The 15949-nt window shown below is 72.5% G+C and carries 13 protein-coding genes; 3 read left to right on the plus strand and 10 right to left on the minus strand.

Annotated features, from left to right (window positions below):
- Positions 1–7: 7 nt before the first annotated feature.
- Positions 8–1120 carry a serine hydrolase domain-containing protein gene (locus tag AB0M82_RS22910; protein WP_364725103.1) on the plus strand — a complete coding sequence of 371 codons (1113 nt, stop codon included), beginning with the start codon at positions 8–10 and terminating at the stop codon, positions 1118–1120.
- Here the strand turns inward: AB0M82_RS22910 and AB0M82_RS22915 are convergent.
- From AB0M82_RS22915 to ggt, 4 genes are all read right to left on the minus strand, one after another.
- Positions 1109–1606, minus strand: a complete 498-nt coding sequence (locus tag AB0M82_RS22915; protein ID WP_364725106.1) for a flavoprotein — start codon at positions 1604–1606, stop codon at positions 1109–1111. The genes AB0M82_RS22910 and AB0M82_RS22915 overlap by 12 nt on opposite strands.
- Positions 1607–1630: 24 nt before the next feature.
- On the minus strand, positions 1631–3055 hold the full coding sequence (locus tag AB0M82_RS22920; RefSeq protein WP_364725109.1) for a transcription antitermination factor NusB: 1425 nt from the start codon (positions 3053–3055) through the stop codon (positions 1631–1633).
- Positions 3052–3978 carry a methionyl-tRNA formyltransferase gene (fmt, locus tag AB0M82_RS22925; RefSeq protein WP_364725112.1) on the minus strand — a complete coding sequence of 309 codons (927 nt, stop codon included), beginning with the start codon at positions 3976–3978 and terminating at the stop codon, positions 3052–3054. Before fmt ends, AB0M82_RS22920 begins: the two co-directional genes overlap by 4 nt.
- A 347-nt stretch (positions 3979–4325) precedes the next feature.
- Complete coding sequence (gene ggt, locus AB0M82_RS22930) at positions 4326–6122, minus strand: gamma-glutamyltransferase (protein ID WP_364725115.1); 1797 nt, start codon at positions 6120–6122, stop codon at positions 4326–4328.
- Between the two features lie 188 nt (positions 6123–6310).
- Between ggt and AB0M82_RS22935 the strand changes: the two genes are divergently transcribed.
- Positions 6311–7165, plus strand: coding sequence for a helix-turn-helix domain-containing protein (locus AB0M82_RS22935; RefSeq protein ID WP_364725117.1), 855 nt, complete (start codon positions 6311–6313; stop codon positions 7163–7165).
- Here the strand turns inward: AB0M82_RS22935 and AB0M82_RS22940 are convergent.
- Positions 7140–7403 (minus strand): hypothetical protein, encoded by a 264-nt coding sequence (locus AB0M82_RS22940; RefSeq protein ID WP_364725119.1) that lies wholly within the window; start codon positions 7401–7403, stop codon positions 7140–7142. The genes AB0M82_RS22935 and AB0M82_RS22940 overlap by 26 nt on opposite strands.
- A gap of 226 nt (positions 7404–7629) precedes the next feature.
- Between AB0M82_RS22940 and AB0M82_RS22945 the strand changes: the two genes are divergently transcribed.
- Positions 7630–8169 carry a DUF6318 family protein gene (locus AB0M82_RS22945; protein WP_364725122.1) on the plus strand — a complete coding sequence of 180 codons (540 nt, stop codon included), beginning with the start codon at positions 7630–7632 and terminating at the stop codon, positions 8167–8169.
- A gap of 9 nt (positions 8170–8178) precedes the next feature.
- Here the strand turns inward: AB0M82_RS22945 and AB0M82_RS22950 are convergent, their stop codons facing one another.
- From AB0M82_RS22950 to AB0M82_RS22970, 5 genes are all read right to left on the minus strand, one after another.
- The gene (locus AB0M82_RS22950) at positions 8179–8919 is read right to left on the minus strand and encodes a helix-turn-helix domain-containing protein (protein ID WP_364725125.1); all 741 of its coding nucleotides are present in this window, start codon (positions 8917–8919) and stop codon (positions 8179–8181) included.
- Between the two features lie 5 nt (positions 8920–8924).
- Positions 8925–10682, minus strand: coding sequence for a copper resistance protein CopC (locus AB0M82_RS22955; protein WP_364725127.1), 1758 nt, complete (start codon positions 10680–10682; stop codon positions 8925–8927).
- A gap of 81 nt (positions 10683–10763) precedes the next feature.
- Positions 10764–11483: a YcnI family protein gene (locus tag AB0M82_RS22960; RefSeq protein ID WP_364725130.1), complete on the minus strand. Its 720-nt coding sequence runs from the start codon at positions 11481–11483 to the stop codon at positions 10764–10766.
- 14 nt (positions 11484–11497) lie between these two features.
- A complete protein-coding gene (locus tag AB0M82_RS22965; protein ID WP_364725132.1) occupies positions 11498–12592 on the minus strand; it encodes a multicopper oxidase domain-containing protein in 1095 nt (364 codons plus the stop codon).
- A gap of 85 nt (positions 12593–12677) precedes the next feature.
- Positions 12678–15506, minus strand: a complete 2829-nt coding sequence (locus AB0M82_RS22970; protein ID WP_364725135.1) for a plastocyanin/azurin family copper-binding protein — start codon at positions 15504–15506, stop codon at positions 12678–12680.
- Positions 15507–15949: the final 443 nt, after the last annotated feature.

The following is a 15949-nucleotide window of genomic DNA, read 5'->3' on the forward strand; positions in this document are numbered from 1 at the left end:
TTCATTCATGCGAAAGTCCTTACGCGGCAGGCGGGTCGTCGCCGTCGGCACACTCGTCGCGTTGCTCGCGGCCACCACGGCGGCACCCGCGCTCGCCGCCACCGGCCCCGTCCAGGCCGGCCTGGACGTGCTGACCGCCCAGGACGGCGTGCCGGGCGGCGAAGCCGTGATCCAGGACGGCGGCCGGACGCGGGTGGTACGCAGCGGCACCGGCGACGTCGTCACCGGGAAACCGTTCCCGCGCAACGGTTCCTTCCGGGCGGGCAGCGTCACGAAGACGTTCGTCGCGACTGTGATCCTGCAGCTCGTCGGCGAAGGCCGGGTGAAACTGGACGCGCCGGTCGAGCGGTACCTGCCCGGGCTCCTGCCGGACCGGCGGATCACCGTGCGGCAGCTGCTCCAGCACACGAGCGGGCTCTACAACTACACCGCCGACCTGGCACTGATCGATCCGGAGACGCTGCGCCACCGCGGCGCGGAGCCGGCCGAGCTGGTGGCGATGGCGCTGAAGCACCCCGCGCTGTTCCCGCCCGGCACACACTGGTCGTACTCCAACACCAACTACATCGTCGCCGGGATGATCGTCGAGAAGGTGACCGGGCACGACCTGAGCGGCGAGATCGCCCGCCGGATCACCCGGCCGCTGGGCCTGCGCGACACCTACCTGCCCCGTCGCGGCGACGAACGGCTCCCGGAGCCGCACGCCGTCGGCTACTCGCCGATCGGCGGAAACCTGGTGGACTTCAGCGACTTCGACGCCACGATCGCGGGCGCGGCGGGCGGGCTGGTCACGACGCCGTCCGAACTGAACCGGTTCTACGGCGCCCTCCTCGGCGGGCGGCTGCTGCGCCCGGCCGAGCTGGCGGAGATGAAACGCACGGTCCCGGCCGAGCTCGGTGTCCCCGGGGCAGGCTACGGTCTCGGGCTCGGCAGCATCCCGCTGTCGTGCGGCGGGGTGGTCTGGGGCCACGGTGGATCGATCCCCGGCTTCACGACGATGTCCGGGGCGGCCGCGCACGACCACGGGGTGACGCTCGTGGCGAACCAGGACCCGCTGCCGAAGAGCGCTTCCCAGCACGTGGCGGCCGCCTTCGACGCGGCGGTGTGCTCAGGGCAGTAGGTCCAGAGCCTCGGTCCACGGCCGGCCGATGTCCAGGCGGTGCAGCGTCACCCCGGCGCCCGCGAGGGTGTCGAGGTGACGCCGCCACGCCGGGTGGTGCACCCGGGTGTCCTGGATCTGGTAGGCCACGACGAGGGTGATCCCCGGCGCGCCGAGCACGTCGCCGAGCACGGTCAGCGCCTGGTTGTCCGCGATGCCGAGCGCGAGCTTGGCGACCGAGTTGGCCGACGCCGGGGCGAAGAGGAACACCTCCGGGTCGGGGTGCGGGCGCGGCTCACCCGGCAGCCGGGACACGCTGCGGACCGGCAGGTCGGTGCACGCGGCGACGTCGTCGAGCCCGCCGGTCGCCTCGAGCCAGCGCATCGCCGCGGGCGTCAGCGTGATCGCCGGCCGCCAGCCGCGGGCCGCGGCGGGTTTCGCCAGCTCGGCGGCGAACCGGACGTCCAGCCCGCCGCACGAGCTGGCGACCAGCCCGAGGTCTCTCACGGTTTACCCATCACGGTTTACCCATCATGGTTTACGCAGCACGCCGCAGAACATCGCGTCGGTGCCGTGGCGGTGCGGCCAAAGCTGCACGTACGGCCCGTCACCGAGCTGCGGCACGCCCGGGAAGAACTCGCGCGCGTCCAGCACCTCGGCCTTCAGCCGCCGCGCCGTCTCGGTCAGCACGCCTTCGGTCTCCGCCAGGTGCGGCGAGCAGACGACGTAGGTGAGCGCGCCGCCCGGCCGCAGCAGGCCGTAGGCCGCGTTGATCAGCTCGCCCTGCAACTTGGTGAGGTCCGCGACGTCGGACGGCTGGCGGCGCCAGCGCGCCTCCGGCCGCCGCCGCAGCGCGCCGAGCCCGCTGCACGGCGCGTCGACCAGGATCCGGTCGTAGCCCGGCTCCAGCCCGCTTTCGCGCCCGTCGGCGATGTGCACCTTCACCGGCAGGCCGATCGTGGCCTTCTCGACGAGCTTCGCACGGTGCGGCGCCTTCTCGACGGCGTCGACGGTCGCCCCGCTCAGCGCGGCCAGCGCGCCGAGCATCGTGGCCTTGCCGCCGGGACCAGCGCACAGGTCGAGCCAGCGCTCGTCGGCGCCGTCCACGGGCACCTTCGTCGCGGCGATCGCGCAGAGCTGGCTGCCCTCGTCCTGGACCGCCGCCAGCCGTTCGCGGACGGGCTCGACGTCGGCCGGGTCGCCGGCGCCGGCGGGCAGCCGGACACCGTACGGCGAGTACGGCGCCGGATCGCCGCCGGTGATCGCGGCGAGCTCGTCGGCGGTGATCTCACCGGGCCGGGCCACCAGGTGCACCTCGGGGCGCGCGTCGTCGGCTTCCAGCGCGGCCTTCAGCTCCGCGCCCTTGTCCCCCAGCGCTTCGGCGAACGACCGCGCGATCCAGCGCGGGTGCGCGGTGCGCAGCGCGTAGGCCCCGATCGGGTCGGTGCCCTCGTCGGGCGCCAGCTCGTCCAGCCAGGTCTGTTCGTCCTTTTCGGACACCTTGCGCAGGACCGCGTTGGCGAACCCCGTGGCCCACGAACCGCCTTCCGCGCGGACAAGGTCCACAGTGGACGTCACGGCGGCGTGCTCCGGGATCCGTGTGCGCAGCAGCTGGTAGACGCCGAGGCGCAGCGCGTCGAGCACCGCGGGGTCGGTCTTGGACAGCGGCCGCTCGGCGCACGACTCGATGATGGCGTCGAGCAGGCCCTGCGCCCGCGACGTGCCGTACGTCAGCTCAGTGGCCAGCGCCGCGTCGCGGCCGCTGATCCGCCGTTCGCGCAGCAGGTCCGGCAGGACCAGGTTGGCGTAGGCGTCCTTCGTCCGCACGGCCGCCAGGACGTCGAACGCGGCCTGCCGGGCCGGGTCCACCTCCGGCGGGCGGCGCGGGCCTTCCTTGCGCGGCGCCGGGCGGCCCCGCTGCGGCCGTGACGGGCGTCGTTCCCTGTTGTCGTTCACCGGAGGCGCTCTCCCTGGTCGATCCTTGTTCCGCGCGCCCAGTCGGTGGCCGCCATCCGTTTCTTGCCGGGTGCCTGGACCTCGCCGAGCCGCAACGGCTTCGTCGCCGTCCCGACCAGCACCCGTTTGCGTTCGATCACGAGCTCGCCCGGCGGCGGGCCGGGTTCGTCGAGCACCGTGACCGGGCCGAGCTTCAGCCGTTCCCCGCGGAACTCCGCCCACCCGCCCGGCTCCGGGGTGACCGACCGGATCTGCCGGTCGACCGCCGAGGCCGGGTCGGCGAAGGACACCCGCGCGTCCTCGACCGTCACCTTCGGCGCGTAGCTGACGCCCTCGGCGGGCTGCTCCCGCGCGCGCAGGCTGCCGTCGGCCAGACCGTCCATGGTGGACAGCAGCAGCTTGGCCCCGGACTCCGCGAGCCGCCCGAGCAGCTCACCCGCCGTGTCGGTGCCCCCGATCGTCTCGGTCACGACGCCGTAGACCGGGCCCGCGTCCAGTTCCTTGACGATCCGGAAGGTCGACGCGCCGGTGATCTCGTCCCCGGCCCGGATCGCGGCCTGCACCGGCGCGGCGCCCCGCCACGCCGGCAGCAGCGAAAAGTGCAGGTTCACCCAGCCCAGCCGCGGGATGTCGAGGGCTGCCTGCGGCAGCAACGCCCCGTAGGCGACGACCGGGCAGGCATCCGGGGCGAGCTCGGTGAGCCGGGCGAGGAAGGCCGGGTCACCAGCGCGCGCGGGCGTCAGGACCTCGATGCCGTGCTCGTCGGCGAGGGCACCGACGGGCGAGCGGACGACCCGGCGGCCACGCCCGGCCTGCGCGTCCGGACGGGTGACGACGGCGACGACCTCGTGCCGGCCGGAATCGAGCAGGGCACGCAGGGCGGGGACCGCCGGGTCGGGGGTGCCGGCGAAGACGAGCTTCATCGGCCCACCCCCGGCGGGAGCAGGGAGGATTCACATGGCTGGAACATCGAGGCTGAGTCTAGAAGGCCACCCTCACCGGGGCGCGCCAGCGCCCCGGCTTAGCCGCCGTAGTCCACAGCCCGGCCGTGATGTGGACAACCGACCCCCGGCGGCGGCCGATCCCGGCTTCTCGTCGGGCACCGCCGATACGCTGGATGCGGGGTCGTCCCCCCGGAGAGGGTGGGGGAGTTTCCGGCGAAGTCTCTTGGCGAGGGGTGGCTGCGAGGGGTTTCTTGGTCGAGTGGTGAGGCCGCCCGGATGCGGCGGAAAGCGACTTTGCCGGAGATCGTGGGGGCCGCGTTGGGCCGCTACCAGCCGGCCGGCCACACCACCTGGGCCGCGCCCTGGCCGCGGCGGACCGGTTCCGCCGCCGCCAGCCAGCGGCCGTCGCGCAGGCGCTCCACTCCCGTCGCCGCGCCGATCTCCGCCGGCGCCGTCGAGAAGCCCTGGCCGCGGGCCTTGAGGTCCGCCGTCTCGGGCTGGTCGAGGAACGCCTGCTCCACCTGGGCGGCCGCCGAGTTCCGCTGGGACGCGCGCGGCGCCGCGATGGCGTCCTCCAGCGACAGCCCGCGGTCGATCCGGCCGGTCAGCACCTGCAGCACGGTCGTGATGATCGACGCGCCGCCCGGCGAGCCGGCGGCGAAGAACGGCTTGCCGTCCTTCAGCACGATCGTCGGCGCCATCGACGAGCGCGGCCGCTTGCCGGGGCCCGGCAGGTTCGGGTCGGGCACGCCCGGCGTCACCGGGGTGAAGGAGAAGTCGGTCAGCTCGTTGTTGAGCAGGAAGCCGCGGCCCGGGACGACGATGCCGCTGCCGCCCTCCTGCTCGATGGTCAGCGTGTAGGCGACGACGTTGCCCCACTTGTCGGCGACCGTGAGGTGGGTGGTGTTCTCCCCCTCGTACGGCGTCGGCGCGGCGGCGGCCCCCGCGGCGCACGGCGCGGGGTGCCTCGGGTCGGCCGGGGCGACCGGGCTGGTCGCGGCCTTGTCCTTCGAGATCAGGCAGGCCCGCGAGTCGGCGAAGCGCTGGCTGATCAGCTCGCGGGCGGGGACGTCGACGAACGCCGGGTCGCCGATCCAGCGGTTGCGGTCGGCGAAGGCGAAGCGGGTCGACTCGAGGAAGTACTGCAGGTAGTCGGCCTTGCTCGCGTGCTTGAGGTCGAAGTTCTCGAGGATGTTGAGCGCTTCGGCGACCGTGAGCCCACCCGACGACGGCGCCGGCATGCCGTAGACGTCCAGGCCGCGGTAGGTCGCGTGCGTCGGACGCCGTTCGATCACGTCGTAGCCGGCGAGGTCGGCGGTGGTGAGCTTGCCGGGCCGCACGTTCAGCGTCGAGGCCGGGTCGACCGGCGGCTTCTGCACGGTCTTGGCGACGTCCGCGCCGATCGGGCCGGTGTAGAGCGCGTCGACGCCGTCGCGTTCGAGCTGCGCGTACGTCGCGGCCAGGTCGGGGTTCTTGAAGACCGTCCCGGGCGACGGCGGCGCGCCGCCGGGCAGGTACAGCGACCGCGTCGACGGGAACGCGGAGAACCGCGCGGCGTTGTTCGCGATCTGCGTCTGGAACGTCTGGTCGACGACGAAGCCGTTCCGCGCGAGGTTCTCGGCGGGCTTCAGCGACTTCGCGAGCGACCGCGTCCCCCACTTGCGCAGGGCCTCCGCCCACGTCGCGGGCGTGCCGGGCACGCCGACGCCCAGGCCGCTGGTGACCGCGTCCGCGAACGGGATCGGCTTGCCGTTCTCGACGAACAGGTTCTCGTCGGACGTCTTCGGGGCGGTCTCGCGGCCGTCCAGGGTGTGCACCCGGTGGGTCTTCGCGTCGTAGTACACGAAGAACCCGCCGCCGCCGACCCCGGCGGAGAAAGGATCGGTGACGCCGAGCGCGGCGGCGACGGCGACGGCCGCGTCGACGGCGTTCCCGCCGTCGCGCAGGACCTTCGTGCCGATCGCGGTGGCATCGGCGTCGATGCTGGCCACGGCACCCCCGAACCCGACGGCGACCGGGGACTTCGGCGTTGGCGTGGCGGCGGTGGCGGGCGCGGCCACACCGGTGGTGAGCGCGACGACGGCGGCCAGGACGAGCGTGGTGCGGCTCCAGTGCGCGGGCATGCGGGCGAGTCTGCCCCTTGCGCCGGGCGGCTTCAAGACGCAACCCGCCCGATGACCCCCCACGCGGACAGCGCGGCCGAGCGTGACCTGTGTTACAGCCAGGTCACCCGCGGCGGCCGGCTTGTCCGGTTTCCCGCCAAAAGGTTCACTTGCGGATAACCGGCACTCTCGCGAAGTTCCTTATCGTCATGACCTTGACGATCAAGACTTCGGGCGACGCGCGCAGCCTGCCAGCCGAGGCGCTGGAAGTCCTGCGTCGACGAGCCGTGGCGGCGGTCGAGGCCGGTGTCTCCCGTGCCGAGGTGGCGCGCGCGTTCGGGGTGTCGCGCAAGACGGTGGGCGCCTGGGTGCAGGCCTACCGCGCGACCGGTGACGAGGCGTTCCGGCCGAAGCCGCGCGGCCGCCGCCCGGGTGAGCAGCTGGCCCTGTCCCCGCCTCGCCAGGCGGCGACGCTCGAGGCGATCATCGCCGGATCGCCGGAGACGCACGGCCTCCCCCACCGGCTGTGGAACCGCCAGGCCGTCGCCGAACTCGTCAACCACCGGTACCGGATCCTCCTCAGCCCCACGACGGTGTCGCAGTACCTGCACCGCTGGGGCCTCATCGACGACCGGGCGCTCACACCGGAGCAGGCGCGACGCCGGCTCCCGCCGCTGGTCCCGTTCCAGCGGCCCGCTTCCGCGGGTACCGGGCCGTGGCTGCCGCACGCCGAGCCGCTGTGGCTCGGCTGGACCCGTCCGCACGCCCCGCCGGACACCGGCCCGCTCACCGCGGGGCACAACCTGCTGACCGGGTTCCGCGACCACTTCGGCGACGTGCACGTGCTGTTCGCCGTCACCAACCGCGGGGTGCTCCACTTCCGGGCGCGGCGCGGGCCGTTCGACGCCGCGGACGTCACCGGCTTCCTGGCCGAGCTGTCCGGCCGGGCCGGCCGCGGGCTGAACGTCGTCGTCGGGCCGTGGCCTGCCGCGGCGCGCGGGCTCCTGCGGTCGGTTCCGGCCGGTCTCCCCGTCCGGTTCATCCTGCCGCCAGGTCGAGGTTGACGACCGGCCCGCCGTCCTGGCGGGGGTGGGGTGACGGCCAGGCCGGGAAGAGCCGGTCGACCGCGGCGACGGCGCACTCGGGGCAGATCCGCACGTGCGGTCTCCGGTGCTCGGCGATCTGGTCCATGACCAGCTCGGTGTACCGGCCCTGGCTGCACAGCGAGATCGTGCTGCCCGGCAGGACCGTGTGCACGCGGCCCGGGTAGAGGTCGGTGGTGCCCCAGTACAGGTTCGGCATTCCGGTACTCCTCGGTTCGATCCGGCGCATTCCCGATCCCCCGGCCCGCGTTTCCGATACGGGTCTTCCGAGCATAGGGCACGGAAATCCGGGAGTCGACAAACAATGCGACTCACAGATACTTCACCGTCGACGAAAACGCCGGCGAGGACGACGTAACGCGGCATTAATGGAACGAACCGGGAATGTTGCCGGAGCCGCCGGAAACTGTGGCATCCTCCGGTCCATGCGCACACCCCGGGCCGGCCGCTGGGCCGCGATCACGTTCGCCGCGGGCCTGTCCGCCGCCGCGTGCACCACCACGCCGGACGCCCCCACGGCGTCGGCGACGGCCACCGCGACCGCGCCGCCAATGCCCGCGCCCGCGGCCAGACGTGACGCGCAGGGCGCGACTTCGTTCGCCTCGCATTGGCTGGACCTGGTGGACTACGGCTACCGCACGCTCGACGCCGGCCCGCTGCGCGACCTGGCCGCGCCGAGCTGCCAGGCCTGCGCCCGGCTGACCGAGCAGCTCGACCGGGACAAGGCCGCCGGGGCGAGCTACCGCGGTGGCCGGATCCATTTCCGCAGCGCCGTGCCCGAAGGGCCGCCGGAGAAACAAACCGTGACCGCGCTGTTCGACCAGGACGAATTGACGGTGCTCGACCGCGCGGGCGCCACGACCGAAACCGTGCCCGCCAATCGCACCATTTTCGTGTTCGCACTGGACTGGGCCGGTACCGCGTGGCGGACGACGGCGATCAAGCTCGGCGTCGAAAAGCCGTGACCGCGTCCGTCACAGGAACCGGACGGTGATCCGGTCGTCCGGCGCGCCCGGCCAGGTCCGCACCAGGCCGGTTTCCCGGGCGGGCCAGCGGCGGACGAGCACGTCGACCGGCCGCGCGAGCTGGTCGGCCAGCCGCCGCAGGAAGTCCGCCGCCGCCGCGGCGTCGAAAGGGGCCGTCCGGACGTCGAAGTACAGCGAACCCCGGTTGCACACCGCCACGAGGACGTCGAGCCCGGCCGGCGTCCGGTGCCACACCAGCCGGACGACCTCGGCCGCCCGCGACCGCGCCGGACCGGTCCCCTGCTGAACGTCGAACACGCCGGGCCCGGGCAGCAGGTCCCAGCGCGCGAGATACCCACTGACGGTCCTCGGGCTGAGCGTGATCCGGAACTCCCGGTTGACCAGCTCCGCGACCGCCTGCCGCGTCCACACCCGGTACGGGAGCCCGGCCTCCTCCGGGGTCCGCCCGGTGACGGCCTCGAGCGTGGCGGCCTGCTGTCCCGGCGACAGCGCCAGCTGCTCGCCGGGGCGACGGCCGCGGGTGCGCGGCCGGAACGCGTCCTCGCCGAGGTCACGGTAGGAAGTCACCCAGTTCCCGACCGTCTTGCGGGAGACGCCGAACAGGCGGGCCACCTCGCTGCGCGACAGGCCGGATTCCACCGCGGCGACCGTCCGGCGGCGCAGTTCCTCCAACGCGGCCTCGGGCAGCCTTCGCGCGTCGCGCCGGACCATCTCTTCCCCTGACAGCACGGCGTTCACCGGATCCCCAGCGGGATCCGGACCGTCGCCTGGTCCACTTCGGACATCCGGACGATCACGGCGAGCTCCCACTGCCCCGGCATGCCGATCGAGGCGCCGGCGACGTAGTGGCCGAGCCCGGCGTACTCGACGCGGACCGGCAGCGGGCCGACGGCGCGGTCGGGCAGCCGCAGCTCGGCCCGCAGCTCGGCCACCTCGCGCGGCTGGGACCGCGCGTCGAGCACCGAAAGGTGCATGGTGTTCGGCCCGATCCGCCCCGGCGAGATGTCGACCGCCAGCTGCCCGCGCCCGGCCGGGCCACCGGCGTCGAAGGGCAGCACCGTGGTCACCGGGCCGGTGTAGGCCGGGATCTTCGGCGCGGCCGCCTCCCGCGCGACCTGGGCCTGGGCGGGTTCCACGCTGACCAGTGCCGCGGTGAACCCGAGCACGACGACGGCGACGGCGGCTTCGAACCCGACCGCCCGCCGGAAGCTCCGCACCTCCGGCTCCGGCGGGCCGTATCGGGCCCACCGTCGTCGCTCCGCCGTCGTCGCGGGCTCGCCATAGGACCGGCGCACCCACCGCCGCGCGACGCCGCCGAGCGCGACGAGCACGGCGACCAGCGCCAGCTTGCCGACGAGGATGGTGCCGTACGTCGTCCCGAGCAGCGCCGACGGCGTGCCGACCTGGCGCCAGGCTTCGAACGTGCCGGTGACCACGAGGACGGCGACGCACACCGCCGCGACGCGGGAGAACCGGGGCACGGCCTCCCGCGGTCCCGTGACGTCGCCGGTGCGCCGGAGCAGCACCAGCAGCGCGACCAGCCCGCCGATCCAGACGCTCATCGCCGTCAGGTGCACGGTGTCGGCGGCCAGCGCGAAACCGACGTGGTCCCCGGCGGCGCTGTGGTTGGCGAGGCTCCAGGTCGACGCGAGCACGATCCCGGCCGTGAGCACGGTGACGCCGTGCCACCGCGGGTTCCGCGGCACGCGCGGCCCCTTCGCGAGCCAGACCGCCACCGCCGCCAGCAGCACCAGCCGCACCGCCAGCACCACTCCCATCCGGCTGCCGAGCGTCGAGCCGAGCAACGCGAAGTCGCCCACCGCGGACAGCGGCCGCCCGGCGGCATACGGCCCGTACCCGGCGAGCCCGAGCACGGTCGCCGAGACCAGCACCGCCCAGCCGAGCCACAGCAGCCGCCGGTCGCCGGTCCGGGGCTCGCCGCCCGGCGAGCGCAGCGCGGCCAGGAACGCCGCGCCGAGCAGGACGGCGAGCCCCGCGTACCCGAGCCAGCGCACCACGCCGTACGCCGTCGCGGTCAGGCCGTCGCCCCCGTCGGACGATGCCGGGGCGGTGGCACCGTCCGGCGCCGGCGTCGGCTGCCCGACGCTGAAGCTGAACGCGCCCTGCACCGGGTGCGAGTCCGCGGACACCACCCGGTAGGTCACCGTGTGGGTGCCGGTCGCCAGCGTGTCCGGCACGGTCACCGAGATCACCTCGCGGCGCTCGTCCGGGTGCACCGGCCGCGGCAGGCCCTCGACGGCGTCGCCGCGCGGGCCGAGCAGCCTGACCTCCGCCAGCCCGACGTCCACGGGTTCGTTGAACCGCAGGGAAACCTGGTGGGGCGAGGTGCCGACGACCTGCCAGTTGCCCGGGGTGGTGTCCAGCAGCACGGCGTGCGCCGACGCGGTACCCGGGAACAGCACCAGCATGAGGAGCGCGAGGACCGTAACCGTGGCGGCGGCCGCCGGCCGCCGGGTCGTTGCTGCGAACACGGGGTTCCTTTCGCTGGCGGAGGGGACGGGCAGGAAGGCGGTGGCCCGGCCGAGGACCGGTCGGCCGGGTCACCGCCCGTTTCAGACCCCGACCTTCGGCTTGTGCGCCACCGGGGAAGGCTTGGGCGGGTCCTGCTTCGCCCGCCGTCGCGACTGCCACGCCCAGCCGCACGCGGCGATCGCGAGCGCGAGCCCGCCGCCGCCGAGCGCCCGCGCGGTCGAGTCGGTCGCGGCGGCCGCCGGCTCGGCGGCGGCGGGTGCGGCCGCGGCGGCCAGCGTCAGCTTCGGCGCCGGATGCTCGGGCTCGGCGCCGCTGCCGTCCGGCACGTCGATCCAGCGCACCACCGAACCGTCGGAGTAGGTCTGGAGGGCCTTGAACACCAGCTGTCCGGTGTCCTTCGGCAGCGGGCCGAGCGAGACGAGGAACTGCTGGAACTGGCCGGGCTGGATCTGCCCGCCCTGCCACACGATCGAGGTGACGGCCTCGGTCACCTGCCCGTCGTCGGTCTGCACCGGCTGGGGCAGCTTGGACCGCTGCGGAGTGGCCGTCCAGCCGGGCACCGGCTGCACCGAAACCGACGCGAGCGGGTGGTCGGCGGGCAGCACCACTTCCAGTTTCACCGTCGACGCGCCGGGCTTTTCGTTGGGCACGTTGAAGGCGACGCGGGTGTAGCCGCCGGGGGTGGCGGTGTTCGGGGTGACCGTGACGTGCGCGAAGGCGGCCGGCTGGACGAGGAACACCGCGGCGGCGGCGAGCAGCGAACCGGCGGCGACCCGCCGGGCGGTGCGGGAAACGGACATGTCGGCTCCAGGGTTCAGTTGTGCTGCTGCGGGGAATCGAGGACACCCGGCAGTCCGGGCAACGGGACGGTCGCGGGGTGGACGTCGGCGATCGTGACCATGCCGGTCATCCCGGACGCCACTTCGGAGTGCGAGAAGACGTGGCAGTGGATCATCCACTTCCCGGTGCGGACCGGGACCCAGATCAGGTCGTAGGTCTGGCCGATGCCGACGGTCACGGTGTCCATCTGCTGCGGCATCGCGAGCGGACGGCCGTCCTGGGCGACCACGGTGAAGTACCCGCCGTGGATGTGGATCGCGTGGAACATCTCCGGCCCGGTGCCGATCAGCCGGATGTGCACCCGCTCGCCGACCTTGGCGGCGAGCGGGGTCGTCGCCGGGTAGCTCTTGGCGTTGAAGACGAACCCGAGCGCGCCGTCGCCGGTCATGATCCGGAAGTCGCGTTCGGCCGGGATGTCCCCGAGGGTCGGCACGACCTCGAGGGCGCCGTAGAGGCCGCGGCCTTCCTGGTCGCCGTCCTCGTGCGAGTGGTACCAGTGCGTGCCGGTCGACACCGCCGTCCACTCGTAGGTGAAACTCTGGCCGGGCTCGATGTCGTGCTGGGTCAGCATCGGCACGCCGTCCTGGTCGTTCGGCAGCTCCATGCCGTGCCAGTGCACCGCCGTCGGTTTCGCCATGTCGTTCTTGACGACGATCCGCACCTTGTCGCCCTGGTTGACCCGGATGACCGGGCCGGGCAGGTGGCCGTTGAACGCCAGCGCCTGCTTCGTGCGGCCGGGTTCGGTCTCCCAGGTCAGCGGGGCGGCGGTCAGGTGGAACTCCTTGACCCCGTCCTTGAGTTCCCAGGCCGCGAGCGTGGTGCCGTCGCCGAGGTCGGCCTCGGCCTGCGACTGCTGGCCGAACGCCGTCCCCAGCGGACGCTGCAGCAGCTGCGTGACCGCGGCCTGCTCGACGTTCACCGGTTCCGGCGCGCTCACCGCAGAGCGCACCGGGCCGACGGCCGCGGCCGCGGTCAGCCCGACGGCCGAGCCGATGACGACGTAACGCAGGGTGCGGCCGCGCGGGAGCCGGAACCACCGGGTCGCGCCCGGCCGTGGTGGAAAAGGCATCGAATTCCCTTCTGGAGGACGGAAAGCGGCAGGGAAGGGCCGGGGACGGCGCGGCGCGCCGCCCCCGGACCTCCTCGGGTTCCGGCTACTTGCACACGGTCGCGAAGGCGACCGGGTTACGCTGCCGGCAGGTCAACTGGTCGTTGACCGCGTTGCTCGGCGCCTGCTTCGCCCAGCCCTCGTAGGCGAGCGGGATCGGGAGCACACCCATGCCGCCCATCCCCGCGTACCCGGTGACCTGGTCGTCGGTCGCCGTGTTCGGGCCGGCGGTCAGCACCATCCGGCCGACCACCGCGGCGTCGGACGGGTTGCCGTCGCCGTTCGGGTCCGGGTCCACCACGGACATCGCGTTCGAGAACTTGCTGGAGACGTAGGCGTAGTAGCCGCCGCCCTTCTTGGCCCCGTAGTTGATGCCGTGACAGCCGGAGTCGCAGGGCAGCCACTTGACGATCTTGTCCGTCTTCGGGTCGATCACCGTGATGTTGTTGGTCAGCGTGTTCGCCACCAGCACCGCGGAGTTGTCCGGCGCCACGGGGATCTGGATGTCCAGACCACCCCAGTCCCCGGACGGGCCCTTGACGGGGTCGTAGTTGGCCCACAGGTCGATCTTCTTGTAGTGCTGCTTCGCCCCGCCGTCGGCGACGCAGGCGTCGGCCTTCAGCGAGATGCACGAAACCGTCGCACCGGAGAAGTCGGCCTCGTACGCCTTCGAGCCGTCCGGCGTCATGCCCGAGGCGATCGGCAGTTCGCCGGTCTGCTCGTGCCGGATCTGCCCGCTCGGGATGTCGACGACCGTGGCGTTGTACAGGTTGACGTTGGGCGTGATCATCGTCGATCCGTCCCCGGTCATCCAGTGGGCGTGCGGGTGCGCGACCTTTTCACCCGGTAGCTCGACCGGGATGCGCCGGTCGATCTTCGTGGCATCGGGCGAGAGCTCCATCACCGCCCCGCCGCCGTTGAGCGCGACGTGCAGCTGCCCGGTGTCGGTCCGGCTCATCACGTGTGACGGGTCCGGGCCGACTTCGATCTGCCTGATGAACGCACCGCTGGCCCGGTCGAAGACGTCCAGCTTGTTGCTGAACCATTCGGTCTGGTAGATGACCTTCTCGTCCTTGTCGGTCCACATGTTGTGCGGGTTGTTCATGTTGACCTGGGGCAGCGCGACCTTCCTTTCCACTTCCCAGTTCTGCACGTTCACCCGGGTCGCGGTCCCCGGCTTGGTCTTGTTCGCCGTCATCTCCATCTCGGTGTCGACCCACACCTCGCCGATGCCGGGCACCGCCGGTTTCTTGTTGGCGGCCGGGAGTTTCTTCGGCACGCCCTGGTGTTCCTTGAGGTACAGGCTGAGCAGCGGGATGAGCTGCGGGTTGCCCGCCTCGTCGTAGGTCAGGATCGGCGCCGGCGGGTAGTCCGACGGGTTCCACTCCGTTTCCTGCGTGCCGCTGTAGGTCTGCCAGTTGCCCGGCGCGGTGATGTTGAAGAACTTCGTCACCAGCTGCGTGATGATGTCCGCGTTGGACGGCACCACCAGGTTGCGGCTGTTGACGTGCAGCTTCTTGCCGAAGTCCAGGCCCGGGGTGAGCGGGTCGTCGACCACGACCGCGCCGAGCATGTACGGGTGGATCTTGCACTGGAAGGCGTACAGGCCGGGCTCGGTGAGCTGGACGGTCTGGTTGCCCACCCAGGCCCCGCCCTGGTCGTACGGGAAGCCCTTCGCCCCGTCCGGCCAGATCAGGCTGGTCGCGGTGTGCGCGGACGCCGCCGCGGGCTGGTTCACCCCGAAGTTCACCGTGACCGGCAGCGTGATGTCGTTGCTGGCCCACTTCTTCAGCTCGTCGAGCAGGCCCATCAGGTCCGCGCCCACCGGCAGCTTGTCCAGCGACACCGGCACGTTCGCCGGTTGCGCCGCGACCTGCTGCTGGAACTGGTCGAGCAGGTTGTTCGCCCGCGCGGCCCGTGCGTCACCCGCGGGCAGGACCTGGCCCACCGCGCTGCGCAACGCGCCGATGTTGAGCAGCTGGGCCGGATCGACGCCGAGGTTGCCGACCTGCGGGGTGTTGCTCCCACTGGGCAGCAGCTTGCTGAGCTGCGATACGGCCCCGCCGAGCAGGTTGTTCGCGCTTTGGCCGTCCAGCGCGCCGTTGCCGAGCAGCGGCAGCTTGGACAGGTCGAGCGACGGCAGCAGGCCGAGCACCTTGCCCAGGTTGAGCCGCGGCAGCTCCGCCACGGCCAGGGACTTGGTGCCGAACAGGTTGAGGTTGCTGTTGTACCAGGACCCGTTGTCGTCGGTGAGCCGGAAGCTGACCGGCAGCGGACCGACGCCGATGGGAGACCCGCCCGGCCCGGTGGTGGTCGGGGCGGGCGTGCCGCTCGACGGCGGCGCCGTCGTCCCCGGTGGCGCCGTCGTGGTGGGCGGCGCGGTGGTGGTCGGCGGAGCGGTGGTGGTCGGTGGCGCCGTCGTGGTCGGGGGCGCCGTCGTGGTCGGTGGCGCTGTCGTGGTGGTGGGCGGAGTGCCGCCGACGTGCACCGCCATGAACATGTCGGGGTGGAACCGGCAGGTGATGTTCACCGTGCCGGCGGTGGGGAAGGTGTGCGAGAACGACGCGCCCGGCGGCATGTCGGGCGAGTTGATCTCGCCCCCGCCGGACTGCACCACGCTGTGCACGGTGCCGTCGGTTTCGGTGTTGGTCCAGGTGACGGTGTCGCCGACGGCGATCGAGATGTCGGCGGGGTTGAAGCTGAGATTCTGCTGCTGAACGTTGGTCGTGGCTGCCGACGCCGGAGCCGGCCCGGTGAACACGACACCGAGGGTGCTCAGGGCCACGGTCGTGACCAGCACCAAGGCGCGTGAGGCTCGGCGGCGGCGCCAGAGCCCGCCGGAGGAGAACCTGCGCAACGGATGCGATGGACGCATCGTTTTCCCTTCTCTTCGCAGGGCAGCGCGGGCCACCCGGGGTCCCGGTCGGGCGGGTGCCCTGGTGGCTCGGTGCTGCACGGTTCTTCTAATGGGTTGATTCCGCTGGCTGCGCGAACACCGCGCCCGAGTCCGGCCACTCGGGTGGGGACGATCGCGGAGCACGGACCACGTCGGCGGGGCCCCGGCCGCGAAACGGCCGTTCCGGTGTTCCCCGTCCGTGCGGCTGATGCGCCATCTGGTCCTCATCGATCGACCGAACGCCGTGGACGTGGAGCCACAATTAGGGCGGCGGCACGTGTACAGCGCTTCTCGACGCTGTTAACTGTGGATTACCAACACCCCGAATCGGGTTCTTTTCGGAGTGAAAGACGTAATTTTCCGCATGGGCAGAAGAATGACCGGTAATGCAAATAGGTGCCACCCGGAAGAACATTCGATTC

Source organism: Amycolatopsis sp. NPDC051128, from assembly GCF_040682715.1.
GTDB lineage: Bacteria > Actinomycetota > Actinomycetes > Mycobacteriales > Pseudonocardiaceae > Amycolatopsis.

What these genes read in the sequence shown, in the direction of transcription:
- AB0M82_RS22910 (WP_364725103.1), top strand. Translation starts at nt 8, where the DNA reads ATGCGAAAGTCCTTACGCGGCAGGCGGGTCGTCGCCGTCGGCACACTC.
- fmt (WP_364725112.1), bottom strand. Translation starts at nt 3,978, where the DNA reads ATGAAGCTCGTCTTCGCCGGCACCCCCGACCCGGCGGTCCCCGCCCTG.
- ggt (WP_364725115.1), bottom strand. Translation starts at nt 6,122, where the DNA reads ATGCCCGCGCACTGGAGCCGCACCACGCTCGTCCTGGCCGCCGTCGTC.
- AB0M82_RS22935 (WP_364725117.1), top strand. Translation starts at nt 6,311, where the DNA reads ATGACCTTGACGATCAAGACTTCGGGCGACGCGCGCAGCCTGCCAGCC.
- AB0M82_RS22940 (WP_364725119.1), bottom strand. Translation starts at nt 7,403, where the DNA reads ATGCCGAACCTGTACTGGGGCACCACCGACCTCTACCCGGGCCGCGTG.
- AB0M82_RS22945 (WP_364725122.1), top strand. Translation starts at nt 7,630, where the DNA reads ATGCGCACACCCCGGGCCGGCCGCTGGGCCGCGATCACGTTCGCCGCG.
- AB0M82_RS22960 (WP_364725130.1), bottom strand. Translation starts at nt 11,483, where the DNA reads ATGTCCGTTTCCCGCACCGCCCGGCGGGTCGCCGCCGGTTCGCTGCTC.
- AB0M82_RS22965 (WP_364725132.1), bottom strand. Translation starts at nt 12,592, where the DNA reads ATGCCTTTTCCACCACGGCCGGGCGCGACCCGGTGGTTCCGGCTCCCG.
- AB0M82_RS22970 (WP_364725135.1), bottom strand. Translation starts at nt 15,506, where the DNA reads ATGCGTCCATCGCATCCGTTGCGCAGGTTCTCCTCCGGCGGGCTCTGG.